Annotated in this window: 25 protein-coding genes; 12 read left to right on the plus strand and 13 right to left on the minus strand. The window is 62.4% G+C overall.

Features of this window, described 5'->3' with window-relative positions; all coding sequences use genetic code 11:
- Positions 1–124: 124 nt before the first annotated feature.
- The gene (locus F600_RS0118135; RefSeq protein WP_026306671.1) at positions 125–1,108 is read right to left on the minus strand and encodes an AraC family transcriptional regulator; all 984 of its coding nucleotides are present in this window, start codon (positions 1,106–1,108) and stop codon (positions 125–127) included.
- A gap of 106 nt (positions 1,109–1,214) precedes the next feature.
- On the opposite strand from F600_RS0118135, the gene F600_RS0118140 reads away from it, so the two are divergent.
- The 7 genes from F600_RS0118140 to F600_RS0118170 all read left to right on the plus strand — a co-directional run bounded on the left by F600_RS0118140 (position 1,215) and on the right by F600_RS0118170 (position 7,910).
- Positions 1,215–2,213: an AraC family transcriptional regulator gene (locus tag F600_RS0118140; RefSeq protein WP_040632021.1), complete on the plus strand. Its 999-nt coding sequence runs from the start codon at positions 1,215–1,217 to the stop codon at positions 2,211–2,213.
- Between the two features lie 223 nt (positions 2,214–2,436).
- Positions 2,437–3,387: an alpha/beta hydrolase gene (locus F600_RS0118145; RefSeq protein ID WP_018162065.1), complete on the plus strand. Its 951-nt coding sequence runs from the start codon at positions 2,437–2,439 to the stop codon at positions 3,385–3,387.
- Positions 3,388–3,399: 12 nt separating this feature from the next.
- Complete coding sequence (locus F600_RS0118150; RefSeq protein WP_026306673.1) at positions 3,400–3,843, plus strand: tautomerase family protein; 444 nt, start codon at positions 3,400–3,402, stop codon at positions 3,841–3,843.
- Between the two features lie 56 nt (positions 3,844–3,899).
- Positions 3,900–4,337: a tautomerase family protein gene (locus tag F600_RS0118155; protein ID WP_018162067.1), complete on the plus strand. Its 438-nt coding sequence runs from the start codon at positions 3,900–3,902 to the stop codon at positions 4,335–4,337.
- A 51-nt stretch (positions 4,338–4,388) separates the two neighbouring features.
- Positions 4,389–5,861: a class I adenylate-forming enzyme family protein gene (locus F600_RS28885; protein WP_040632023.1), complete on the plus strand. Its 1,473-nt coding sequence runs from the start codon at positions 4,389–4,391 to the stop codon at positions 5,859–5,861.
- Between the two features lie 61 nt (positions 5,862–5,922).
- A complete protein-coding gene (locus tag F600_RS0118165; RefSeq protein WP_018162069.1) occupies positions 5,923–7,140 on the plus strand; it encodes an acetyl-CoA C-acetyltransferase in 1,218 nt (405 codons plus the stop codon).
- An 11-nt stretch (positions 7,141–7,151) separates the two neighbouring features.
- On the plus strand, positions 7,152–7,910 hold the full coding sequence (locus F600_RS0118170; protein ID WP_018162070.1) for an SDR family oxidoreductase: 759 nt from the start codon (positions 7,152–7,154) through the stop codon (positions 7,908–7,910).
- A gap of 155 nt (positions 7,911–8,065) precedes the next feature.
- On the opposite strand, the gene F600_RS31700 is transcribed toward F600_RS0118170, so the two are convergent.
- The 7 genes from F600_RS31700 to F600_RS0118205 all read right to left on the minus strand — a co-directional run bounded on the left by F600_RS31700 (position 8,066) and on the right by F600_RS0118205 (position 15,241).
- Positions 8,066–8,209 carry a hypothetical protein gene (locus F600_RS31700; protein ID WP_156024668.1) on the minus strand — a complete coding sequence of 48 codons (144 nt, stop codon included), beginning with the start codon at positions 8,207–8,209 and terminating at the stop codon, positions 8,066–8,068.
- Positions 8,210–8,422: 213 nt separating this feature from the next.
- Positions 8,423–9,982 (minus strand): carboxylesterase/lipase family protein, encoded by a 1,560-nt coding sequence (locus F600_RS28890; RefSeq protein ID WP_040631828.1) that lies wholly within the window; start codon positions 9,980–9,982, stop codon positions 8,423–8,425.
- A gap of 198 nt (positions 9,983–10,180) precedes the next feature.
- On the minus strand, positions 10,181–10,609 hold the full coding sequence (locus F600_RS0118185) for an ester cyclase (RefSeq protein ID WP_018162072.1): 429 nt from the start codon (positions 10,607–10,609) through the stop codon (positions 10,181–10,183).
- Positions 10,606–11,709: an NAD(P)-dependent alcohol dehydrogenase gene (locus F600_RS0118190; RefSeq protein WP_018162073.1), complete on the minus strand. Its 1,104-nt coding sequence runs from the start codon at positions 11,707–11,709 to the stop codon at positions 10,606–10,608. The genes F600_RS0118185 and F600_RS0118190 overlap by 4 nt, the downstream gene beginning before the upstream one ends.
- The gene (locus F600_RS0118195) at positions 11,706–13,226 is read right to left on the minus strand and encodes an aldehyde dehydrogenase family protein (RefSeq protein ID WP_018162074.1); all 1,521 of its coding nucleotides are present in this window, start codon (positions 13,224–13,226) and stop codon (positions 11,706–11,708) included. The genes F600_RS0118190 and F600_RS0118195 overlap by 4 nt, the downstream gene beginning before the upstream one ends.
- Positions 13,223–13,621 carry an SCP2 sterol-binding domain-containing protein gene (locus F600_RS0118200; protein WP_018162075.1) on the minus strand — a complete coding sequence of 133 codons (399 nt, stop codon included), beginning with the start codon at positions 13,619–13,621 and terminating at the stop codon, positions 13,223–13,225. The genes F600_RS0118195 and F600_RS0118200 overlap by 4 nt, the downstream gene beginning before the upstream one ends.
- 51 nt (positions 13,622–13,672) lie before the next feature.
- Positions 13,673–15,241 carry an AMP-binding protein gene (locus F600_RS0118205; RefSeq protein WP_370670697.1) on the minus strand — a complete coding sequence of 523 codons (1,569 nt, stop codon included), beginning with the start codon at positions 15,239–15,241 and terminating at the stop codon, positions 13,673–13,675.
- Between the two features lie 211 nt (positions 15,242–15,452).
- Between F600_RS0118205 and F600_RS0118210 the strand changes: the two genes are divergently transcribed.
- On the plus strand, positions 15,453–16,709 hold the full coding sequence (locus tag F600_RS0118210) for a PucR family transcriptional regulator (protein ID WP_018162077.1): 1,257 nt from the start codon (positions 15,453–15,455) through the stop codon (positions 16,707–16,709).
- On the opposite strand, the gene F600_RS0118215 is transcribed toward F600_RS0118210, so the two are convergent.
- Entirely contained in the window at positions 16,686–18,137 is a 1,452-nt protein-coding gene (locus tag F600_RS0118215) for a wax ester/triacylglycerol synthase domain-containing protein (protein WP_156024669.1), read from the minus strand. The genes F600_RS0118210 and F600_RS0118215 overlap by 24 nt on opposite strands.
- A gap of 357 nt (positions 18,138–18,494) precedes the next feature.
- Here F600_RS0118215 and F600_RS0118220 point away from each other — a divergent pair, with 357 nt between their 5' ends.
- The gene (locus F600_RS0118220; protein ID WP_018162079.1) at positions 18,495–18,791 is read left to right on the plus strand and encodes a putative quinol monooxygenase; all 297 of its coding nucleotides are present in this window, start codon (positions 18,495–18,497) and stop codon (positions 18,789–18,791) included.
- Positions 18,792–18,882: 91 nt separating this feature from the next.
- The gene (locus tag F600_RS0118225; RefSeq protein ID WP_018162080.1) at positions 18,883–19,746 is read left to right on the plus strand and encodes a metal-dependent hydrolase; all 864 of its coding nucleotides are present in this window, start codon (positions 18,883–18,885) and stop codon (positions 19,744–19,746) included.
- A gap of 685 nt (positions 19,747–20,431) precedes the next feature.
- Here F600_RS0118225 and F600_RS0118235 read toward each other — a convergent pair.
- Together F600_RS0118235 and F600_RS0118240 are read right to left on the minus strand one after the other, a co-directional pair.
- Positions 20,432–20,842: a type II toxin-antitoxin system VapC family toxin gene (locus F600_RS0118235; RefSeq protein ID WP_018162082.1), complete on the minus strand. Its 411-nt coding sequence runs from the start codon at positions 20,840–20,842 to the stop codon at positions 20,432–20,434.
- Positions 20,839–21,075: a type II toxin-antitoxin system Phd/YefM family antitoxin gene (locus tag F600_RS0118240; protein ID WP_018162083.1), complete on the minus strand. Its 237-nt coding sequence runs from the start codon at positions 21,073–21,075 to the stop codon at positions 20,839–20,841. The genes F600_RS0118235 and F600_RS0118240 overlap by 4 nt, the downstream gene beginning before the upstream one ends.
- A 35-nt stretch (positions 21,076–21,110) precedes the next feature.
- Between F600_RS0118240 and F600_RS31705 the strand changes: the two genes are divergently transcribed.
- A complete protein-coding gene (locus F600_RS31705; RefSeq protein ID WP_018162084.1) occupies positions 21,111–21,248 on the plus strand; it encodes a hypothetical protein in 138 nt (45 codons plus the stop codon).
- Between the two features lie 17 nt (positions 21,249–21,265).
- Here F600_RS31705 and F600_RS28895 read toward each other — a convergent pair whose 3' ends face one another.
- Positions 21,266–21,490, minus strand: coding sequence for a winged helix-turn-helix transcriptional regulator (locus F600_RS28895; RefSeq protein ID WP_156024670.1), 225 nt, complete (start codon positions 21,488–21,490; stop codon positions 21,266–21,268).
- Between the two features lie 393 nt (positions 21,491–21,883).
- On the minus strand, positions 21,884–22,306 hold the full coding sequence (locus F600_RS31285; RefSeq protein WP_081628911.1) for an alpha/beta fold hydrolase: 423 nt from the start codon (positions 22,304–22,306) through the stop codon (positions 21,884–21,886).
- Positions 22,307–22,324: 18 nt separating this feature from the next.
- On the opposite strand from F600_RS31285, the gene F600_RS0118260 reads away from it, so the two are divergent.
- The gene (locus F600_RS0118260; RefSeq protein WP_018162086.1) at positions 22,325–23,191 is read left to right on the plus strand and encodes a cyclopropane mycolic acid synthase family methyltransferase; all 867 of its coding nucleotides are present in this window, start codon (positions 22,325–22,327) and stop codon (positions 23,189–23,191) included.
- The last annotated feature ends 4 nt before the right edge of the window (positions 23,192–23,195 follow it).

Below are 23,195 nucleotides of genomic sequence, written 5' to 3' on the forward strand. Positions count from 1 at the left end.
AGTAGTCGCCTGAGGCCGTACACGTTGTACTGCAGCGACAAATTCACGGTACGAACCAGCGTCTTTGGTCGAATAGAACAGCTATGCCCATGAGTGGTACGGAAGCGCCACGGTGGGCGACTCTCTAAATGGCGATGCCTACTTCTGAACTCCGAGGAGTCCCATGTGCTTCGCGGTAGTCGCCGGGCGACAAGGACAGATGACGTCGGAATTCTCGGCCGAGGTGGCTTGCATCGCAGAATCCCCAGCGGTGGGCAATCGCCGCGATCGAAAGATTCGAGTGCACGAGGTCATCTCTCGCGGCGGCCAGGCGGTACTTTCGGACGACCGCTCCGACGGTGTCGCCGGTTGCTTCGAATGCGCGGTGGACGGTTCTGGGTGCGACATTGTGCGCAGCCGCGAGTTCCTGGACCCTGATGGCACCGTCTGAAAGGTGATTCCTGATCCACGTCTCTAGCTGTCGCCGGAGCAGTGGCAAAAGCTCACCCCCGCCGAGATCGGGGAGCCGACTTGCCTGGATCATCCCGGCGATGACAGTCAGAAGAGCGTTGCGCGCGGTCTCGGTCTCTACCGGCGACATGCGGCCGTAGTGGCTGTCGACGCCACTGAGGAAGTCCTGCAGGATCTTGGCCAACGGATTCTCGGTTGTGTCCAGGACCAGACAATCGGGTACGCGGCTACCCGTGTCGAACGAAGCGAGCGCAGTCATGGGCACTCTGATCGTTCGTTTTGTCAGGTGGTCGGGGATGACGAAGGTCCCCGTGGCCCGGGTAGTGGTGATCACAACCGCTCCGGGCCGAAGCACAACCGTCTGACCCGCGATTTCGATGAGTTGTTCGCCCGCGGAGGCGGTGATCACCAGCACGGCGTCATCGTCGCGACGTGCCAGACTGTTGCCTCGAACTCCCTCTACCGGTGGGCACTCCCAATCGGTGATGAGAAGATCGCCGAGATCGCGGGTCCGGAAAGAGCCGCAGTCTCCGATCCACTCCGTGCGGCGCAGTTCCATGCTGACCAAGCGGTCACGAACGGCTGCCCGCCAGTGAAAGTCATGCTCTTCCAGCGCAGCGCGGTCCGAACGGGCCAAGGTTGCTAGAGCTGGCGTCACGGCCTGCCTCCTGCCGGGGTTGCTGGTGTCTTCCTCTAGTTTCCTCGCCGAAATTGGCGTTTACTTGTCCCAAGACGACAAGGATTTGTCTGTGCGCGACAGCGAGGTGCCCATTCGGGCCACGGCTTTGCGAGGGTTTGCCACTCTCGTCGATGAGTTGGGCGGCTCGGGTCCCGAATTACTTAGCGCGTGCGGTTTGGATGAGAGGACTGTCGCTGGGCAGGACACCTTCGTCAGCGTCGGGATAGTCGAGAGACTCCTCGAAGGCGCGGCGTCGCGGTTGGCGGTCCCAGACTTCGGATTGCGCATGGCGGCCCAGCAAGACCTGGACTTCATGGGCCCGGTCGCGGTCGCGATCGAGAATTCGCGAACGATTGGGGAAGCGCTCGAGTGCGCAAGACGCTATCTGTTCGTTCACAGCCCGGCTCTGTCCCTCGAACCGATCGCCGATCCGTTGGACAACCCGGAGATGATCGGGCTTCGCTACCGACTGGGCAGTTCCCCGCAAAGCATCGACTACGGCATCGCGATCGTTCATCGCATCTTTTTACTGATCAACGGTGCAGTGCCATACGGGCTCAGAACCGTGCAACTTCCGCATCCGCCTCTGGCGCCCGAAGCGGCTTACCGGGATTTCTTTGCGGCGCCGGTCACGTTCGGCAGCACGAGCGCCGTCCTGCGAGTACCGCGCCAGTTGCTCGCGGCACCGGTCAGCGGAGGCAACGACCTGCTCCGCGACATGGCGATCGACTACCTGGAAACCCACTTCGGCCACAAAGGCTTACCAGTCTCCGACCTGGTGGCTGAGATTGTCGCCGACCAACTTGGCTTCGCTACCCCTGACTTGTCGAAAGTCTCGCGTCTGCTGAAGTTGCACCCGCGTACGCTGCAACGGATCCTGTCCGCAGAGGGCACTTCCTTCAACCACATCGTTGATGAGATACGACAAGATCAAACTCTGAAACTCATTACGACAACGCAATTGTCGTTCTCGCAGATCGCGACGCGAGTCGGAATGCACGAACAGTCCAGCTTCACTCGAGCGGTCCGCAGGTGGTTCAAGACGTCACCCTCGCAGCTACGCCGTCGTCCTGATGAAGGCTGAGTCGCCTCGAATGATGCACGACCGCGGATAACTTTCCTGTCCGCGCCGGACTCTGCAACGCACGTTGGCAGAGCGATCCCACTGGACGTCAGAAGCGTTCTATTGCGGCGGACCTCGCCTGATTAGCGTCGAAATGGTCAAGGCCACAGTTCAGAGAACGTGCGGCCGACGAATCCAATCGCACACCACCGCGAGAGTATTTCGCATTTCGAACTGGAGAATCATGAGCCCCGAAGACGTCGAGTTCAGCACTGGAGATGTGACGCTCCGTGGATGGTTCTTTGCTGCACAGCGCACTTCCGGCCCGGCCCCGGTTGTCGTCATGGCACACGGCCTCTCGGCGGTCAAAGAAATGTGCTTGGCGGACTATGCGGAAGTATTCGCAGCTGCCGGCCTGAATGTTCTGGTCTACGATCACCGGAACTTTGGAGCGAGCGACGGGACTCCTCGCCAAGAGGTGGATCCGGTCGCGCAATATCGTGGCTATCGAGACGCCATCTCCTACGCGATCAGTCGTCCCGACGTGGACTCCGAGCGTGTCGGGGTCTGGGGTTCGAGCTTCTCGGGCGGCCTGGTCCTTGCCGTGGCGGCCATCGACCGCAGGGTCAAGGCAGTGGTGTCCCAGGTACCGTTCATCGACGGGTACGACACCGCGCGCTATATGGTGCGGCCGGATCTGCTCGGGCACCTGCTGGACAACCTCGACGCCGACCGGGCGAATCGGTTCGCCGGCGGTGAGCCGGCGACTCTTCCCGCAGTTGACCCAGACCCGATGGCACCGTCCATGATGCCGGATCCCGAAGCCTGGCAGTGGTTCAGCACCACCGCCGCGGCACGCGCCCCGAGGTGGAAGAACGAGCTCACAGCGCGCAGCTTTGATCTCATTTCGGAGTTTTCGCCGCGGTCCTTCGTCCATCGCATTTCCCCGACTCCGCTGCTGATGATCATCGCCAGAACCGACGTGTGCGCCCCGCACGAATTCGCGTTCGAGGCCTTCAGCACGGCGCGGGAGCCCAAGCGGTTGCTGATCACCGAAGGCGGACACTTCGGGCTCTATGCGGGCGAGGGCCTGGCCATTTCCTCTGCGGCCGCACGCGACCACTTTGTGGAGCACCTCATCGGAATCGAAGCTGCCGGCGCGACGCCGCCGGCACGCCAGTTGTCACATCACTGAAAGGAAAAGCACATGCCAATGTGGATTGTGCACGCGCCCGAGGGTGTCTACAGCACTGAAGACAAGAAGAACCTCACCGAGGTCCTCACGCAGATCTACGTGGATTCCGTTGGCCTGCCGCGGTTCTATGTGGTGGTTCGCTTCGACGAGTACCCCCGCGATGCAATGTGGGTCGGTGGCAAGCCGGTAAACGATTTCGTGCGCTTTGTGGTCGATCACATCGCTCGCCAGATGGACGACCCGGCGTTCCGGGAGCTCGCCATGAACATGGGCGCTGCGGCGCTGGCGCCGTTCACCACCGACCGTGGCTTGCACACGGAATTCCACATCGATGAGACGCCGTTGGATCTGTGGCGCGTGGATGGGCTGAAGCCGCCTCCGCCGTTCTCGGAAGCCGAGAAGAAGTGGGCCGAAGATAACGCACCCAGCCCCTACGAATTGACCGACGCCGGCTAACTGGCGGCGCCTGCACGCCCATCGTCACCTCACTGAAAGCGAAAACAGACATGCCTATGTGGATCGTTCACGCCCCTGCGGGTGTGTACAGCACTGAAGACAAGAAGAACCTCACCGAGATCATCACGCAGTTCTACGTGGATACCGTCGCATTGCCCAAGTTTTACGTGGTCGTACGTTTCGACGAGTATCCCGTCGATTCGATGTGGGTCGGTGGCCAGCCGGTGAACGATTTCGTGCGCGTGGTGGTCGATCACATCGCACGGCAGATGGACGATCCAGCAATCAGAGAACTGTGCATGTCCATGTTGAGCGAACGGTTCGCCCCGTTCACCACCGACCGTGGGTTGCACACCGAAATCCACCTCGACGAGACGCCGATCGACCTGTGGCGGGTTGATGGGATCAAACCGCCTCGGCCGGAATCAGAAGCCGAAAAGAAGTGGGCCAGGGACAACGCGCCCAGCCCCTACGAACTGGCCGACGCCGGCTGATTGACGGCGGCGCGGAGTCGACGTCAATACAAATTGGAGCACTCGAGCATCATGACTTTCGCTTATCTACCTTGGATGTCTGAGCGGGATCGGTCGGCGCCGGCGCTGCGCGATGACGCCGTGGCGCTGACGTATGGGCAACTTGACGCCTGGTCGGCCGCGGTCGCGGGCCAGCTGGCGGCGCACGGCTTCGGCCACGGAAGTGTTTTGGCAGTGATGTTGCCCAACCGCGTTGAGCTGGTGGTGGCGATCCTCGCCGCGTGGCGGCTGGGAGGGATTGCGACGCCGGTCAATCCCGCACTCACCGCCACTGAGGCTGGCTTCCAGATAAACGATTGCCGGGCTCATCTCATCATCAACGAGACGCGGGAGTCACCGACCGGCGGCCGTCCCGTCATTCACGTCGATGAACTCGCGGGGCCGGGGCCTGGCCCCAAGCCCGTCACTTTGACCAAAGACGATGTGGCGTTGCTGATCTACACCAGCGGGTCGACGGGACAACCGAAGGGCGTGATGCTCGATCACGCCAATATCGATGCGATGACGTCAGGTTTTGTCGAGCACATGGAAATTACGCCGCAGGATCACAGCCTGTTGATTCTTCCGCTGTTTCACGTCAACGCGCTCATGGTCGGCACGCTCAGCCCATTTCGCGTTGGTGCACAGACGAGCATCGTGGGCAAGTTCTCGGTGAGCCGGTTCTTCGAGCAGGTGGAGAAGCTGCGACCGACATACTTCTCGGCGGTGCCCTCCATTCTCTCGATGCTGGTCGCTTTGCCTGACGACGTTCAGCCCGATACTTCATCGCTCCGTTTTGCCGGGTGCGGTGCAGCACCGCTCTCCGAGGAGCTGGTGACCCGCGCTGAAGAACGGTTCGGGATCGTGATCGTCGAGGGCTATGGCTTGACCGAAGCCACCTGCGCCTCGACGGTGAATCCGCTACATGGCCCTCGAAAGCTCGGCACAGTAGGACCGGCGATGAGCGGTCAGCGCATCGAAATCATGTCTCCCACCGGGCAGATCCTGCCCAGGGGTGAGCGCGGCGAGATAGTGATCTCGGGCCCCGTCGTCATGCGCGGCTACCTCAACCTGCCCGAGGTCACCGCGCAGACCATCGTGGACGGGTGGCTGCACACCGGCGATGTGGGAGTACTGGATGACGACGGGTACCTGCGCATCGTCGGACGCATCAAGGACATGATCATCCGCGGGGGAGAGAACATCTACCCCAAGGAAATCGAGTCAGTGTTGACCGCCATCGACGGTGTCCTGGATGCCGCGGTCGTCGGACGCCCCCACGAGATCCTCGGTGAGGTACCGGTTGCTTACGTGCAGCCATACCCCGGCGCGGTGCTCGACGTCGACGCTCTCGCCGGTCACTGCCGTCGCAATCTGGCCAAAGTCAAAGTGCCTGAGGTCATCACACTTGTCGAGGAACTGCCGAAGAACCCGGTGGGGAAGCCGGACAAGGTCGCGCTGCGCCACATTGCCGCAAACACCGTCAGCGTGGTCGGGGCGAACTGACGCCAGCCTGAATTTGTACCGACCGAAGCACGCACTTATTACCTAGAAAGGCGGCACTCCCATGCCCGAAGCCGTAATCGTATCCACCGCTCGCTCGCCCATCGGCCGCGCCGTCAAGGGCTCGCTGAAAGACATTCGTCCTGACGAGCTCGCCGTCCAGATGGTCCATGCAGCGCTGGAAAAGGTGCCCGAGCTCGACCCGGCCCAGGTGGCCGACCTGATCCTGGGCGTCGGGCAGCCGGCGGGAGAGTCGGGCTACAACCTGGGCCGTGCGGTCGCGGTGTTGAGCGGGATGGATCACCTGCCCGGCGTTACGGTCAACCGGTACTGCTCGAGCAGCCTGCAGACGACGCGGATGGCCTTCCATGCCATCAAAGCGGGCGAGGGCCACGCCTACATCTCGGCAGGTGTCGAGACGGTGAGCCGATTCTTCAACGGACTTGCTGACAACCCCGAAGGCCAGAACCCCGCCTTCGCCGACTCACAGGCGCTCAGCGACAAGCGCGCCGGCGGCGGTGCCGAATCATGGGTCGACCCGCGGACCACTGGGGAACTGCCCGACCTGTACATCGCGATGGGTCAAACGGCCGAGAACGTCGCACAGATCCTGGGCATGTCGCGACAGGAACAGGATGAGTTCAGCGTCCGTAGTCAGAACCTTGCTTGTCAGCGGATCGAGGAAGGCTTCTGGGCCCGCGAGATCGTGCCGGTCACGCTGCCCGACGGCACGGTCGTCTCCGCCGACGACGGCCCGCGACCCGGCACGACGATCGAGGGCATCAGCCAGCTCAGGCCGGCCTTTCGCCCCGATGGCACGGTGACCGCGGGCAACGCGTGCCCGCTCAACGACGGCGCTGCCGCGCTGGTGGTCATGAGCGACACGAAGGCCAAGGAGCTGCGGCTCACGCCGCTGGCGAGGATCGTCTCCACGGCAGTTACTGCCCTCTCCCCGGAGATCATGGGCCTTGGGCCGGTCGAGGCTATCCCGGCCGCGCTGCGCAATGCGGGGATGGGTCTGGCCGACATCGACCTGTTCGAGATCAACGAAGCGTTCGCTGTCCAGGCCCTCGGATCCGCGCAGCAGCTCGGCATCCCGCTCGACAAACTCAACGTCAACGGCGGCGCAATTGCCGTCGGCCACCCGTTCGGCATGACCGGAGCCCGCATCGCCGCCACGCTCATCAACTCGCTGCAGTGGCATGACAAGCAGTTCGGCGTCGAGTCCATGTGCGTCGGCGGCGGTATGGGCATGGCCATGGTCATCGAACGACTGAGCTGACAGGAACCGACATGAGCAAGCGTTTCGAGGGCAAAACCGCAATCGTCACCGGGGCGAGCCGCGGCATCGGGCTCGCCATCGCCGAGCGGCTGGTCGCGGACGGGGCCCGCGTGGTCATCACCGCGCGCAAAAAAGAGGCGTTGGACGAAGCGGTCGCCCACCTCGGCGGGCCGGACGTGGCGCTCGCCGTCGCGGGCCGCGCCGACGACGCGGATCACCAGGCCGAGACGGTGCGGCAGGCGATCGAGACCTTCGGCAGCATCGACTTCCTGGTCAACAACACGGGGATCAACCCCGTGTACGGGCCGCTCGTCGACCTCGACCTGACGGCTGCTCGCAAGATCGTCGAGGTCAACTGCATCGCCGCGGTCTCCTGGGTCCAGCAGGTCCACCGGGCCTGGATGAAGGAGAACGGGGGCGCGATCGTCAACGTCTCGTCACTGTCCAGCATCCGCACGGCGCCGGGCATCGGGTTCTACGGCGCCAGCAAGGCGATGCTGAATTCGCTCACCGAGTTGATGGCGGTCGAGCTCGGCCCGCACATCCGGATCAACGGGGTCGCTCCGGGAGTGGTCAAGACGCGGTTCGCCACCAAGCTGTATGAGGGCCGCGAGGACGCGGTCACCGCGGCGTACCCCCTTAAGCGACTCGGCGTACCGGAAGACATCGGCAGCGCCGTCGCGTTCCTGCTCTCCGACGACGCCGCGTGGCTCACCGGACAGACCATCGTCGTCGACGGCGGAGTCAGCCTCTCCGGCGTAGGTGAGTAAGTCGATGCGGGACGTGAATGCGGACCTCGATCTCGTTCGGCCCCCCGGCGCGCGCCGCGCTGCTCTCGTAGGCCTGATCGATCTCACGGTGGCGGCACGGCGGTGATCGTCGGGTTCTCTCGAAGTACCTACCTCGACCACCCACAGGCTCAGTCCTAGCTTAGGTGACCCGACGGGGCGTCGACGACATTGACCTCGCCCGGCCGGATGACCTGACCGCACGCCTTGCACGCGAGGACTGGGTGGTACTCCGCCCCGCAGGAATGCTGGAAGTGCAGCGGCGGACCGTCGTTTGGCATCTCCGACGGACTGGCGGACCGTGCCGGTCTCCTCGGGGTCGCGGACCTTCGGTTAGTGGTTTGACTAGATCCGAGGATGTCCCGACAACGGACCCGATGTTTCGTCGCTCGGCGCTTCCGGGCGATGGTGCACAATCTCAGTCGGCTCATGCGTCAGGGAGAAGCTTATGCGATCCGCAGTCGGTGCTGTCGTCGTCAGCGGGCTGATGCGGCTTAACCACTTCTCGCCATGTTCCATGCGCGCCGTCGTTCTGCTTCAGGATCGGATTCGACCCTGGTGATGTGGTCGATCACAAGAACATTGCGCTCGCGGACTTTGTAGCTTGGCCAATAAGCTCCAGGTTGCCCTCCTCGAGCGAAGTCCCCCCACTTCTGTTGGACTTGGGTGGTGATTCGCTTGGCCGACTGTCGGTCACCGGCAGCGAGGGCGGCGCCGATCCTCGTTTGATATGTGCCGAAAACTGCAAAGAGTTCCGTACCGTGTGCGGCGCCGAGTTTCGACTTTCTAAACAACGGCGGGTGGTAATCGAATCGATAGACGAATGTCGGCGCGTGAGAACTGTGTCCCTCCGCGAAGACTGTCGCCGGTTCCAAGAAGGAACCGTCCGCGCTCAGCTGTACACGACCCTCTGCTCCGCCGTCGTACAGTGCTGAGAGCGCATCCCGACGCTCGGGATCGCTGATTCCACGAAGAACCCGGTCAGCGCCCGGAAGAATATCCCAGAACCTCGAAAAGATAGTTCCCTCATGGGAATTGGTTCCGATAATCAGAGGAACTGGTGCGGTTCGTTGTGTCTGCGCAGCCTGAATCAGCGTGGCGGGAAGGCAGTCGCCGTCAACCTGGGGGGCGAAGGGGTTCCAATCAGGTGCGGGCGCATCTCGCATGAAAGACATGAGACGCGCGCCGGCAGCGAGAACCTCAGCACTAGAGGCTTCCGCAAGCAGCTTCTGTGCCTCCTCAGGGCTGATGGTCGACTTCTCCCGGCCCGAGGAGACGAACGGCTGATGTGTGGGATCACGAAGAATCCTGAGAAACTCGTCGGCATAGACAGCCGCGTTCTTCTTGCTGACGATCATCTCGCTGGCTGGGCTCTCTGCGATGGCGCGCGCAAACAGGCCGTGAGCTGCTGGCGCGGAAAGCAGGGCCAATACATCGGTAGCTCCCGCGCTTTCACCGAAAATCGTCACGTTGTCGGGATCACCGCCGAAGGCTGCGATATTTCTCTGCACCCACCTCAGTGCCTCAACTTGATCACGCATTCCGGCGTTGCTCACGAAGGCGTTATCAGCGGAGTATGAACTGAAGTCCAGGAAACCGAATGGCCCAAATCGGTATTGAATTGTGACGACGACGACATTTTGAGCACGGGCCAACAACGAACCGTCGAATAGAGGAGTTGCTGTCGTTCCGAAGATATGGCCCCCGCCATGAATGAAGACCATGACGGGTTTATCGTCGGCAGCCCGAGTTCCCTCGGGCGCAAAAACGTTTAACGTCAAGCAATCCTCGCTCGTTGGGTGAACGCGCGTAGGGCTGACTCGTGCGAGGCGTTTCGACTGGATTCCTGCATTGCCAAAGTCTGAACAGTCGAGAATCCCAGTCCAGGGTTTGACGGGTTGGGGTGCGCGGAATCGGTTTTCTCCGATCGGAGGTGCCGCGAAAGGAATGCCTTTCCAGCTGACGGTGCCGCGGTGGTTCCTCCTTTTACTGCGGACACCCGCCACAACGCCCTCTGCAGTGGCGACCGTGACTTTGGCGGGAGAGACTTTCATGGCGGTACCGTTCGTTGTGGTTATTTTGAGGACGACTTTGCCCGCATTGCCTGGGTGATGTAGGCCTTGGTGACGTTGACGACTTAAGTGGTCACCGTCGCGGACGGCTCTAGTGCGATTGTTCGGATGGTTCTCGGCAGTGGGGTCATGTGAACGACCCCACTGAGTGAACGACCCACCGAGAAATGCTGATCGCGGTCAGGCCGGCTGCTCGAGCAGCCCGAGTTGGGTGAGAAAATCCAACTGGTCGTAGATCACACGGTATTCACTGACTTTGCCGTCGGTGAACTGCCAGAATTCGCCGAGCGTGATGTCGAGAGGCCGCCCAGTGGGCGGGACGACGGCGCCGTTCGGCAAGCCGAGATTTTCGGTGTGCGTACCGGTGACGTGCACGAGCATTGCTGCATGGGCGTCGGTCGCGATGATCTGATGCGGTCGATGCTTCAGATCGGGAAAGCTGGCGAAGAAACCAGCCATCCAGATGGCAACGATTTCCGCGCCGGTCTCACTGAAACCGGGTGCTTCGATGCGGCAATCGGTCGTCAGATTCTTCTGCATCCATTCGAAGTCGAATGCGTCGACGTGCTTGAAGAAGTCGACGACGAATTCTTTTCTGTTCGAACTCATTGTGGTTCCTCACCAGTAAGTAGGACGGGCTTGACCACCTGTCCCGAGCGGAAGCTGTCGATGGCGTCGTTGATCTTGTCCAGCGGGAACGTCTGGATCAGCTTGTCGAACGGGAACTTGCCCGCGCGCCAGAGTTCGATCAACTTCGGAATAAACGTGTGTGGGTCTGCGTCACCTTCGATGACACCGGTAAGCGTCCGCCCGATCAGGAGGTGGCCCTGGTCGACCGTGATCTCGTTCTCCAACTTCTGAAGTCCGAGCGTGGCGCAGGTGCCGGGGGAGCGCAGCGTTTCCAGCGCCTGCCGGATCACCGAACCCAGGCCGACCGCTTCGACGGTGTAGTCGAGACCGCCGGCGTGTTCGCTGATTTCCCATACGAGATCGGTGTGCTCGGTGGGGTCGAAAACGTGTGTGGCACCGAACTCCTTGGCGATGGCGAGACGATCGGAGTTCATGTCGACGGCAACGATCGTTTCGCAGCCGGCCGCCTTGGCAGCCATCACGGCAGCGAGGCCGACGGTCCCGAGCCCCCACACGCCGATGCTCTGGCCGGGTTGTGGCCGCAGAACGTTAAGCACCGCACCGGCTCCGGTGAGCAGTCCGCACCCGAGCGGTCCGAGCAGTTCCAGCGGAAGGTCCTTGTCGACTTTGACCGCGTTGCGGACGCTGGCGATCGCGTGCGTGCCGAAGGACGATTGCCCGAACCAACTGCCGTGGACGTCGTCCGAACCCTGCTGCATCGTCGGGCTACCGTCCAGGCGGGTGCCGAAGTAGTTCATCGCGGCAAACAGTTGGCAGTACGCGGGATGTCCCGAGGTGCAGGCCGCGCACTCGCGACAGGAATCGAAGCTCAGCACGACGTGATCACCCACTGCGAGGGTCGACACCCCGTCACCCACCGCCTCGACCACGCCGGCGCCCTCATGGCCGAGCACGGCCGGAAGGGGAAGCGGCACATCACCTTTGAGTGCGGTGAGATCCGTGTGGCACAGCCCGACACCGACGATCCGGACCAGCACCTCGTCGGACTGGAGGCCGTTCGGCTCGACATCTTCAATAGTCAACGGGCCGCCGTACTCCCGCAGCAGCGCTGATTTCATGCTCCGGCTCCGTACTCGGGCAGCATCATGTCGAACACCTTGTTCTCTCGCTTGCGGGCGAGATCGATGTGCACGAACTTCTGCTCGGTGTATTCGTCGAGCGCGTGTGGGCCGAGCTCACGACCGTTGCCGCTCTGCTTGTACCCACCGAATGGGTAGAGGGCGTTGACCATGTGCCAGTCGTTGATCCACACGGTTCCGGCTTCGATCTGCCGGGCGACGTCGAGCGCCGCGTCGATGTCCTCACCCCACACACCCGCAGACAGCCCGTACTCGGTGTCGTTGGCGATGGCGATCGCTTCGGCGACAGTCTTGTATTTGATGACCACGAGAACCGGCCCGAAGATCTCCTCCTGGGCGACCTTCATCGAGTTGTCGACGTTGCCGAGAATTGTCGGACCCACCCAGTTGCCGCGCTCGAATGGTTCACCGGTGAGCGGCTTTCCGCCGAAGGCCAGCGTCGCGCCTTCCTTCTGACCGAGTTCGATGTAGTACTCGATGCGCTGCTTCTGTTCGCTCGAGATGATCGGGCCCATGTCGGTGTCGAAGTCGTTCGGATCGCCGACGCGAATCTGTGCTGCACGGGCGGTCAGTCGGGCCATGAACTCGTCGTAGCGCGACTCCGGCAACAACAGGCGAGTGCCTGATTCGCACGCCTGCCCGGAGTAGAGACAGAACGCGAACAGAGCGCCGTCGACGGCCTGTTCGATGTCGGCATCTTCGAGGACGATATTCGGCCCCTTGCCGCCGAGTTCGAGGGTGACCTTCTTGACGTTCTCCGAGGCGAGTTTGCTGATCTCCTTGCCGACCGCAGTCGAGCCGGTGAACGCGACTTTTCGCACGTCCGGATGTGCGGCGAGGCGAGCGCCGACGGTTTCGCCGGGGCCGGTGACGATGTTCAGGACACCTCGCGGCAGCCCTGCTTCGTCGGCCGCCTTGGCAAGTTCGAGCAGGGTCAGTGGCGTCTTCTCGTCGGGCTTGAGGACGACGCAGTTGCCGGCCGCCAATGCCGGTCCCAGCTTCCACACCGCGAGCAACAACGGGAAATTCCACGGCACGATGCCGGCGACGACGCCGACCGGTTCGCGCCGGACCACACCGACCGCGGCGGTCGGATAGCTCAAGACCGGCCCGGTCCGCTCGAACTCGTAGGTGCGCGCAAGGTCGGCGAAGTACTGCAGATGCGAGATCGAGTACCCGACGTGGAAAGCCATTGCCTGCTTGCGGGTGACGCCGTTCTCCGCGATGTGAAGGTCGACAAGATCATCCATCTTCTCGTTGAGCCGATCGACGATGCGCGACATGATCGCCGCGCGCTGTTCGGGGGGAGTGTTGCGCCAATCGCCGCGTTCGTGGGCGCGCAATGCGGCCGCGACGGCGCGGTCGGCATTGGAGACGGTGCCCTTGGCGTTGGTGGCGACGAGTTCATCCGTCGCCGGATTGATGATCTCGAAGCACTGAGCCGTATCGACCCATTCGCCGTCGATGTACATCGGGTAGTGCGGGACCTGAGTCATGACGCGTCCTTGTCCGAAACGAGGTCGCGGTACAGCGGGAAGACTGGCTTTGCGGCCGGAATCAGCTTCAGAATCTTCGACACCGGACCCTTGGCCTTGACCTCGCCCTTCGCCAGCCCGACAGCGACGTTGTACTCGCCTCGCCAGAACATATTGGCGTTGTCGGCCGACATCGACATGCGTACGTCCGGCGTGAGGTCCGAATCACCCTCGACGACCTCGATGGCGGGCTCTTTCAGCACGACGGTCAGTGACGATTCGGGGGAGGTGTAATCGAGACGCAGCACGATGTCGGCGGCGCGCAGCTGCTCACCCGCGCCGGGGGTTGTGTTCGCGGTGCGAAAAGCGCCGCCGAGATACTTGTAGACCTCTGCGGCATCGGCGAAATAGGTCATGGGAGTTGCCTTCCTCATTGATGTGAATTGTTGGGATGTCGATGAATTGGCTCAGATGTCGCGATTGCGACCGGCCCAGAACTGCTTGCGGAGTTCGCGCTTGAGGATTTTTCCGCTCGCATTGCGGGGAAGCTCCAAGAGAAAATCGACCGTGCGCGGGCACTTGTACCCGGCAAGGCGGTCGCGGCAGAACGCGATCACGTCGTCCGCCGTGGTGGGTCTGCCGGTCACCACGATCGCCTTGACCGATTCACCCCAATGGTCGTCGGGCACACCGATGATCGCGGCGTCGACGATCGCGGGGTGCTCGATGAGCACGCGTTCGACCTCAGGGCCGTAAACGTTCTCCCCGCCGGTGATGATCAGGTCCTTGAGACGGTCCTCGACATAGACGTACCCCTGCGCGTCGACGCGGCCGACGTCACCGGAGCGCACCCAGCCGTCGGCTGTGATCGTTTCAGCGGTCGCATCCGGCCGATTGAGGTATTCAGTCATCGCTTGTTCGGTCCGGAACCACAGTTCGCCCTGCTCGCCGGTCTCCACCGTTTCGCCGGTCGTGACGTCGGTGACGCGTAGTTCGGTGCCGGGTACCGGCTTGCCGGCCGAGACGAGCAACTGCGGACGCGATACGTCGCGGTGATCGGCGGGCGACAGCGTGACGGCCACGCCGGAGAGCTCCGTCTGGCCGTAGACCTGCACGAACTCGATATCGGGCCAGGTCTCGAGTGCCTCGCGCAACAGGGGAAGTGGCATCGGAGATGCGCCGTAGCCGAGTCGCTTCAGCCCGGCGAGAGCGGCGACCCCGGCCTCCCCGGCGCCGAGGAAGCCATTGATCACCGGTGGCACAAAGAACGTGTGCGTCACACCAGAAGCGAGTGCACGAATCAAGGTCGCGGCGTCTGCGGTCCGGGTCATGATGCTGGAGGCGCCCGCGCGAATTCCGAAGAACGCGTAGCAGATACCACCGACGTGGAACAGCGGCATCGCCACCAGGTTCACGTCACCGGTTTCAAACTTGAAGAGTGGGCCGACGTTGCGCGTGTGGGCCACGAGCGCTTGTTGGCTCAGCACCACGCCCTTTGGCCGGCCGGTGGTTCCCGAGCTGTAAATCACCAGGGCCGCATCGGTCACTGCGATATCGGGCGCCGCGGAGACGGGTTCGCTGGCAGACAAGAATGCTTCGTATTCGTCGCCACCCGTTTTGGCGACGACAATCGTGCGTGGCGGCGCAGTTTCGCCATCGAGCGCCGCACCGGCAGCGGTTGCAAATTCCTTGCCCACGAATAGGATTCGGGCTCCGCTGTCGCTCAGTGCGTAAGCGAGTTCATCCTCGGCGAGCCGCCAGTTCAGAATCGCGACGGCGGCACCGACGGACGACGCGGCGAAGACGACTTCAAGACAGGCGGGGTGGTTCTTGTCGAGATACGCGACGCGATCTCCGCGTCCGATGCCGGCGGCTGCAAGCGCCCCCGACAGGCGGCCAATCCGCTCGCGCCACTGTGCCCACGTCCACGCGCTCGAGCCGTACCGGACCGCGAGGTCGTCCGGCGTCGCAGTCGCCCAGCGATCGACGAATTCGATCAGCAGTTCGTTCGATCCGCGCTCGAGCGGTGTGGTGATGGCAGGGGCCGTCGCGGGAGCATTCACGGGAAATTCCTTACGAAGATCGACGGCTCTTGTCAGAAGCCGCGCGTGAATTCGTCGGCGTGATTCGTTGCGCGTCTTAGTTCGTGGCCCAATTTATTTCCGGGTCGATGCGCGAACAATGGGCCAAAAGCCAAGCATCCGACCACCCTTTGGGCTGAAGCACAAACGGGTTTACGCTGGGGCAATGACGAGCGGTTATCAGGCCGACTTCCGAATGCTGTACGGCCAGCTGAGCCCGCAAGGCCGGCGCCTAGCCGCGGAAGTGACCGCTGGCATGGCTGACCATCTGGACGAAGTCCGCTGGGCGGTCGCCGCGCAGATCCTCGTCGAAATTCCCGAGCTCGCCAGTGCTCCCCGAGAACTGTTGGAGGGCCTGGATCGGACGATCGACGCGTACATGACGCTGCTGCGCGGGATGCTCGGCACATGGGCCGATCCGAGCACGGCAATCGTGCCGCCGGAAGCGATCGAGTGGTCGAGAGAGGTCGCCGCGCAGGGCTATCCGGTCGAGGTTCTGTTGAAGGTCTACCGGCTGGGGCACGCTGGGCTGTGGCAGATCTGGGTGCGCGAACTCAGCGTGCAGGCCCGCGACGCCACGTTGCAAGCGGAGACGTCGGCGGCCACCTGGGCATATGTCATCAGCTACCTCGAAGCAGTCATCAACCCGATCGTCGCGGTCCATCAAGCCGAGCGGGAGCGGTTACTACGCCGCGACCAGAGCATCGCCGAAGCTGAGTTGCGCCGAATTCTGCGCGGAGACGTGGTCGATGCACACGCGGCGGGCTCGCGGCTGCGGTATCGGTTGGACCGGTGGCACCTCGGCTTCGTCCTCTGGGCGGAGGGCCACGACGATGAACTCGGAGCGCAGCTCTCCCGCGCAGCCGCCGAGGTAGTCGATCAGCTCGGCTACACCGGAAATGCGATTGTGGTCCCAGCCGCGCGGGGCGTTCTGCACGGTTGGCTCGGCGAGTGGCAGGCTCCGAACAGGTCTGTCCGTCCGGACCTCGACCGCGGAATTCACGTAGCTTTCGGCGATCCCGCCACCGGGATCGCCGGTTTCCGCCAATCGCATGAGCAGGCAAAACACGCACACCGCGTCGCGCAGCTCGCCCGGGTGGTGCCGGCGTGCACCCACTATCGCGATGTCGCGGTCGCAGCGCTGCTCAGCGCGGACCCCGCACACGCGCGAAAGTTCGTCGCGAGCACCCTCGGTGACGTCCTCGACCGCGATGACGCCGATCAACTGCTCGAGACTATCGCCGTTTATCAGCAGGAAGGGCTGAGCCTCAACCGCGCGGCCGCGCGCCTACACGTGCATCGCAACACGGTGACGTATCGGGTGCGCAAGGTGCTCGAGTCGACCGGCGAAGAAGATGCCGGCTCACTGCGGCTGCGCGCCGCAGTGATGCTGGCCGGCCTAGTCTCCCCGCAGGGAGGTTGACACTGACGAGCCCTCGATGGTGGCGATTGCATCCGCGAGGTATGCGCCCAACCTGTCGGACCTGGGCACGGCAGTAGGGCACGAGTTGAACGTGAAACACAGCTTGCCGTTCCAGCTGATGATCACGAGGACGACGGCCGCACCGTTGTAGATGATCGTCGTCGGGTGCATCGCTTCTGCGGCGGCGCCATTCAGGTACAGCGGCCCCCTCGACCCTGGCAAATTGGACACAGCGATGTTGTACAGGGGCATTCGATGCCCGGTGCCGGTGATGTTGGCGACTATGTACGGCAGGAGCATCATCATGCTGTAGCGCATGGCGTTCTTGCCCAATCCGAGCAAGTGCTCCTTGCCCGCCCGCGTCGATCGCACCACTCGCTGTGCCCGATCTGCGATGTCGTCGGTATCCGTCGCGAGGTCGGCGAAAATGAAGCTGATGACGTTGCCGCCGGCTGTCGTTTCCACCGCGGTGCGCAGCGACGTCAATACTCCGGCTACGAGACTGCGATCGGGTCGCTCGTCGACATCGGCGAGGTACCGGCGCAATGCCGTTCCGAGAACGACCCCTACCGCGTCGTTGAGCGTCCCCCCGATATCGCTTGCCACAGCTTTGAATTTGGACTGGTCGAGCACTGTCATCGAGATACTGCGGTCGGGCGTGATCGTCTTGTTGAATGCCATTTTCGGAACTGCGTACGGTGCGTGCAATCCGTCGTTGCGCCGGTGGCGCGCCGCGTTGATCGTTGCTTTCGCGGCGCCGGCGACAGCTGCGAGGGACGACGCGGCGTCGCGAATCGACGCGAGCGCACCACGCGAGTTCGGTTCGGTGGCCGCCGCGGTCGCCGGCACGTCTGGAACGCCGAACGCCCACAGCGGCGGCGTATCAGTCGCGGCCGGGTCGGCGGACAGCCACTCGATCATCGTCTGCAGGATCGTCATGCCGTCGACGATTGCGTGATGCATCTTGAGCAGAATGGCGAATCGCCGATCCGAGAGTTCCGTGATCAGGTGAACTTCCCAGGCGGGGCGGGACATGTCCAGCGGAACTGCGCTGATGCGCGAGACGATCTCCGCGAACTCGGTTTCGCCGCCCGGAGCGCTCACTCGGGCCACTCGGAAGTGAAAGTCGAGATCGATCTCGTTCGGCGAGACAATCTTCCATGCGGGGAACAGGTTGTCCACGAAATCTGTCGACAGCACCCAGTTGAATCGAGCTCCCGTGGCCGCATGCTGGCGCATTGTGTCGGCGAGCCGAAGCGGAAAGCCGTCGTCGGAGCCGTCGGGAATGCGGAAGACGATCGTTACGGTCCCATGCTGGGGGGATTCGGTTCGATCCATCCGAATGAAACCACCGTCAAGTAGAGCCATCCGCTTCTTCATCGCGTTCCCTCCGGCTCGAGCGGTCGGATTCGTCGTAGGGGCGTTCACGGGGATTCCTTACGATTTTCGAGGGTGCTTGTCGGAAGCGGAATGTGAGTTCACCAGCCGTTTAATTCGCTGGGCGGCTTGTTTCGTGGACTAATTTATGGCCGGGTCGATGGGCGAACAATGGGCCACACGCCAAGCATTCGGCCAGCCGTTGGGCTGAAGCACAAACGGGTGATCACGAGTGGCGATCAAGCCGTCTTCCGCTTCGGTAGCCGTCGGCCCGGCAGCGATCCATTCATCGATGTCAGGTTTCGGGCCCAGATAAATCCATTGATTTCGATGTGAGTTCGGGCGACTGCTTGCTATCACCGTTCAACAGTGTGAGGCTGGACACACACATCAGAACAGAGGACCCACATGGCCACCAAGGCCCTTCTCGTCAAACTCGAAGCTAAACCCGGCCAGGAAGACGCGGTCGTGGAATTCCTCCTATCTGCGCTCCCTCTCGTCGAGCAGGAACCTGGCACCAAGCCCTGGTTCGCGGTACGGTTCGGCCCCTCGACGTTCGGCATCATCGACGCATTCCCGGACCAAGACGCCCGCGCAACACACCTCAATGGACCAGTCGGCAAGGCCCTCGGCGCACGCGCCGACGAACTCTTCGCGACCCCGCCTGAAATCAGCGAACTCGACGTGCTCGCCAACAAGGTCTGAACCGCGGCCTGAAACAGGCTGTTCGAAATCTGTCGTTCTATACCTGGTAGGCGTGCTAGTCGCGTTCGACAGCCGGGCGTAGCGTATCGGTATGGCCGAATCGAGGCCGTACCAGGCCAAACACCGTGATGTGAAAGTTCGCCGGCTCCAGTTCGACTACCCAATCGGATCCCGGTTTCAGCACTTCGTCGACGGCGATCTAGTGATGAGCCATGCCGTCGCGGTCCTGTCCGGCATGTTTCCAGAGGGTGAGGACTTCTTCGTTCGGTCGGTTCGTGATCTCAGAGACCGGGTCACGGACCCGGAACTGAAGGCTCAGGTAGCGGGGTTTATCGGTCAGGAAGTCACTCACGGTCGCGAACACCGCGTCCTGAACGAGCGACTGGGCCAGATGGGTTACCGCAGCATGAAAGTCGACCGTCACGTGCGGCGCCTGCTCCGTCTGGTCGAAAAACTAAACACTCGGCGGCGGCGCGTGGGCGTGACCGCCGCACTCGAGCACTACACAGCTACCTTCGCAGAGGTTCTGCTAGAAGACCCCGACGCGCAGCGCCTGCTCGGTAATACCGAGGTCCGGAATCTGCTTCTGTGGCATGCGCTCGAGGAATCCGAGCATAAGGCTGTGGCATTCGACGTCTACCGTGCGGCAGCAGGCTGGGAATGGCTGCGGATATGGATCATGCGGACGACGACGGTGATCTTCATCCTCGAAGTGGTTGGCCACACCGCGCTATCGATGCTCCGCGATCGCGCAACGTACAACCCCCGGACCCTCATTCGTAGCCTCGCCGCCCTCCGTCACAATCCATTCCTCAAGCGTCATGTCTGGCAGCGACTGCGGTCCTACAACCGTCGCGGATTCCACCCAGACGACTGGGACGCGACCAACCTCATCGAACAGTGGAAGGTCGAATTGTTCGGCGAGCACGGAACGCTTGCCGATCACCTGCGATGAGTAGATGGATCTGGTCCACCGCACTACTGCGCCCAGCGCGATAGTGGCTCCCAGGATCTTTGCGACCGAATATGCATTAATTAAGCACGATCCTTCACGGAGACGCTCGTGCCTTTTACCAGCGACAACTGTGCATCCGGCGCGGCTTCGATAGCAGTCGGTTGAGTCGGTAGCGTTGAGCACTGTATCCACGGCCCGCAGGGCTGCTTCGAGCTGATTGCTTGAAGCTCGGCGATGTGGCTCCAAGATCGGGCCCATCCGCGAATCTGGCCCAGGCACACCACGGCTTCTGTCGTGATGCGGCGATCGAGGATGGCGCCGAATTGCGGTGATTCCTCGATTGCGGTTCGCCACTCGTTGTGGAGAAGGCGCTGTACGTCGCGTGCGTTCATCGTGCTGGTTCATCGATTGTCGAGCACGTCGAGTCTGCACAAGACGGCCATGGACGAGACCGCGCGCTGGCCACCCTCAAAACCATTTTCACCGCTCTCGAGCCCCGACGACTGGATTGGGCGGTGCTCTACGACGCAACTCTTCCTCGAGGGCAAGAGTTTGTCCCTGCTTGCGTGACGTTCGCGTCCTCGATCTCCGGCCTTCTGCAATCGCATTGGCCTGGTCTTTGGCGGTAGCGGAAGCTGCACGACCACGCGGAAGCCGGCCACGCCGTTGGAAGACGCCATCCTGCTTAGTTGGCGCGAGTGTCAATGGTGGGCGAGAGCGCTCCGGCGAGGACGGCTGGATCGCTGCTCGCGAGGGTGAGGGCGCGACGGGCGGCCTGGGTGATGAGCATCCGGTCGAATGCGTCGCGATGGGGCCAGGGGAGTGCGCCCGCCATGATCGCGTCAGCAGCTTCGATCGGGATCGTCTCCGCGCGGATACTGGCCATCGTCTCGTCCCAGACCGACAGCAGTGATTGTCCACCGGGCAGCTTGCCGGCGTGAGTCTTGATCGCGACCTCCCATGCGGAGGCCGCGGACACCACAAGCTCAGTCGAGGGCGAGGCCAGAATGTCCCGTGCTTCGCCCGAAAGCTTCTCTGGTGCGACGGCCAGCCACAGCAGAGCGTTGGTGTCGAGGAGGACGGTGCGGGCGATCACGAGCGGCCTTCCCCAAGGTCGAGGTCGTCCGCCTCGAGTGGCGCGTCGAAGTCATCGGGAATCTGGATCTTGCCCGCGAGTTGGCCGAACATGCGGGGCGACGGTACTGACGGCGACAGGATGGCCACTGGCCGGCCGTGGCTGGTGATCGTCACCGGTTGTCCCGTGGCCTCCACTTCGGCAAGGAGGGCATTGAGCCGTGTCTTGGCCTCGGTGCTGCTGACCGTCTTCATAGAATTATTTTAGCTCCAAAAGAGTAGTCGGACTAGTGCTACTAGTCCAAGCCCTGCAGGTCGCGGTATTCCGGCAGATCGCCCGCGAGGCCGACGAGGTCACCTCGGCGTTGATCTTCACGGCCGAACCGGATCTCCGTTCAGGCGCGGAGTTCTCGGAAGGTGGCCTCTAGTGCCGCTCCGGTTGGTGTTAGTGCGTAGCTGACGGCGACTGGTCGCTCTGTGGTACGTGGCGGTCGACGAGTCCGGCGGTCTCAAGTTCGGTGAGACGCTCGGTCAGGAGGCGTTTCGATAACCCGGGTACGGCGTCGATGAGTTCGGTGAAGCGCATCGTGCCGTCGTGTTCGAGCATGACCATGACAATGCGGGCGGTCCACCGCCGACCCAGCAGCCAATCGACTTCCAATGAAGTCACGCGAGCCGCGTCGGACTGACCTAGTTCGACGAGTCGAGCATCGACACCCACAGTTGGGCTGCTCTCTACCACCGACCAGGCAGGCGGGGCGGGTCACCGTAATCAATACCGCTACGCTGTGGCTCTTTCTGTCGGAGCTCCAAAACTACAGTTGCGACACAATGAGCCAAAGCCATCCGAACGTGGGCACGCATAGTGCTGCCGCAAGGCGCACAGCCATCGTCAGAAACTGACGGGTCCCCTGAGTCATGTCTTGCTCCTCAAATCCAGCATTATCGTGCATTTACGCATGCTGTTCGGCGGCGAGGGGTGGACCGGATTGCTTGCCGTGATCCTCATCTCGGCGACTTTCCCCTGACGTGAAGTTCGCAAGGCAAGGTCGCACAGAGATTTCTACCAAGCGACGTTTTGTCGAGCGCCTCTCGGTTGTCGCCTAACGGGGTCCTGTGCATTTTGTTTGGACCGAATAATGGTACGCGGCGAATATTTCGTTGACGGATTCGCACACGAGATCGTGCCACTTTCGTCGTTGCGACCGTCCCGGTCGGGCCACCGGGGAGCAAGCGCGACGATTCCGGGTACCTCCATTCGTGCGCTGATGTGGGCGGCGACCCGGCCGCCCATCGAGTGCCCAAGGAGGACGATCGGGATGTCGGGGTGTGCGCGCATCGCCTGATGCACGTCACTGAGCGCCGGCAGTTCAGGTGAATTCCAGCCGCGGAACCGGTACCGGACTTGATGCACGACGTACACGTCGCCGAGTGCTTCCAATCCACGTGGACAGTTGCCCCGAACACAAAGTGCCCCCTGCGACATTCAACGACTGGAGTCTTCGTGTCCGAACTCACCCCGCACTACGAAAACGTCCAAGCGCACTACGACTTGTCCGACGAATTCTTCGCTCTCTTCCTCGACGAGAGCCGAACCTACAGTTGCGCCTTCTTCGAAAACGAGGGTTACACACTCGCGCGGGCGCAACGCGCCAAAGTCGATCTTGCTCTCGACAAATGCGATCTCACGCCTGGAATGAGACTGCTCGACATCGGGTGCGGCTGGGGTTCCACGACGCTCCGGGCCATCGACAAGTACGGTGCCCACGTCACCGGTCTGACCTTGAGCCGGAATCAGAAAGACCATGTGGAGGGCCTGCTCGCTGCCAGTCCGAATGCTTGGGGCAGCGAGGTTCGACTGCAGGGCTGGGAGGAGTTTGACGAACCGGTCGATCGGATCGTCTCGATCGGAGCATTCGAGCACTTCCGGTACGACCGGCATAAGGCCTTCTTCGATCGCTGCCGCACAATCTTGGCACCGCACGGACGAATGTTGCTGCAAACCATCGTCCTGAACGAACGCGACGTCATCCGCGCCAAGGGCCTCAAACTCGACCGTGAATTCTTCGCCTTTGCGCGCTTTATCGCCACCGAGATCTTCCCAGGAGGGGAACTGCCAACTCCACATCGAGTCATCACGATGGCGGAGGAGAGCGGATTCAGTGTTGGGCGCATCCAACCTCTGCGGCCGCACTACGCGAGGACACTCGATTGCTGGGCGGCAGCATTGCGGGAGCGCAGGGACGACGCGATCCGTATCGCGTCTGAAGGGACCTACGACACGTATATGCGCTACTTGACCGGCTGTGCCGAGCTGTTTCGCGATGGATTCATCGATGTCATGCAATTTAGCCTGGCGGTTCGGGACTAGACCG

It is taken from the genome of Smaragdicoccus niigatensis DSM 44881 = NBRC 103563 (assembly GCF_000380645.1).
In the GTDB taxonomy this organism is placed as follows: domain Bacteria; phylum Actinomycetota; class Actinomycetes; order Mycobacteriales; family Mycobacteriaceae; genus Smaragdicoccus; species Smaragdicoccus niigatensis.

What these genes read in the sequence shown, in the direction of transcription:
- F600_RS0118150 (WP_026306673.1), top strand. Translation starts at nt 3,400, where the DNA reads ATGCCAATGTGGATTGTGCACGCGCCCGAGGGTGTCTACAGCACTGAA.
- F600_RS0118220 (WP_018162079.1), top strand. Translation starts at nt 18,495, where the DNA reads ATGGCCACCAAGGCCCTTCTCGTCAAACTCGAAGCTAAACCCGGCCAG.
- F600_RS0118190 (WP_018162073.1), bottom strand. Translation starts at nt 11,709, where the DNA reads ATGAAATCAGCGCTGCTGCGGGAGTACGGCGGCCCGTTGACTATTGAA.
- F600_RS0118155 (WP_018162067.1), top strand. Translation starts at nt 3,900, where the DNA reads ATGTGGATCGTTCACGCCCCTGCGGGTGTGTACAGCACTGAAGACAAG.
- F600_RS0118165 (WP_018162069.1), top strand. Translation starts at nt 5,923, where the DNA reads ATGCCCGAAGCCGTAATCGTATCCACCGCTCGCTCGCCCATCGGCCGC.
- F600_RS28890 (WP_040631828.1), bottom strand. Translation starts at nt 9,982, where the DNA reads ATGAAAGTCTCTCCCGCCAAAGTCACGGTCGCCACTGCAGAGGGCGTT.
- F600_RS31285 (WP_081628911.1), bottom strand. Translation starts at nt 22,306, where the DNA reads ATGTCGCAGGGGGCACTTTGTGTTCGGGGCAACTGTCCACGTGGATTG.
- F600_RS0118210 (WP_018162077.1), top strand. Translation starts at nt 15,453, where the DNA reads ATGACGAGCGGTTATCAGGCCGACTTCCGAATGCTGTACGGCCAGCTG.
- F600_RS0118225 (WP_018162080.1), top strand. Translation starts at nt 18,883, where the DNA reads ATGGCCGAATCGAGGCCGTACCAGGCCAAACACCGTGATGTGAAAGTT.
- F600_RS0118200 (WP_018162075.1), bottom strand. Translation starts at nt 13,621, where the DNA reads ATGACCTATTTCGCCGATGCCGCAGAGGTCTACAAGTATCTCGGCGGC.
- F600_RS0118145 (WP_018162065.1), top strand. Translation starts at nt 2,437, where the DNA reads ATGAGCCCCGAAGACGTCGAGTTCAGCACTGGAGATGTGACGCTCCGT.
- F600_RS0118170 (WP_018162070.1), top strand. Translation starts at nt 7,152, where the DNA reads ATGAGCAAGCGTTTCGAGGGCAAAACCGCAATCGTCACCGGGGCGAGC.
- F600_RS28885 (WP_040632023.1), top strand. Translation starts at nt 4,389, where the DNA reads ATGACTTTCGCTTATCTACCTTGGATGTCTGAGCGGGATCGGTCGGCG.
- F600_RS0118195 (WP_018162074.1), bottom strand. Translation starts at nt 13,226, where the DNA reads ATGACTCAGGTCCCGCACTACCCGATGTACATCGACGGCGAATGGGTC.
- F600_RS0118240 (WP_018162083.1), bottom strand. Translation starts at nt 21,075, where the DNA reads ATGAAGACGGTCAGCAGCACCGAGGCCAAGACACGGCTCAATGCCCTC.
- F600_RS31700 (WP_156024668.1), bottom strand. Translation starts at nt 8,209, where the DNA reads ATGCCAAACGACGGTCCGCCGCTGCACTTCCAGCATTCCTGCGGGGCG.
- F600_RS0118185 (WP_018162072.1), bottom strand. Translation starts at nt 10,609, where the DNA reads ATGAGTTCGAACAGAAAAGAATTCGTCGTCGACTTCTTCAAGCACGTC.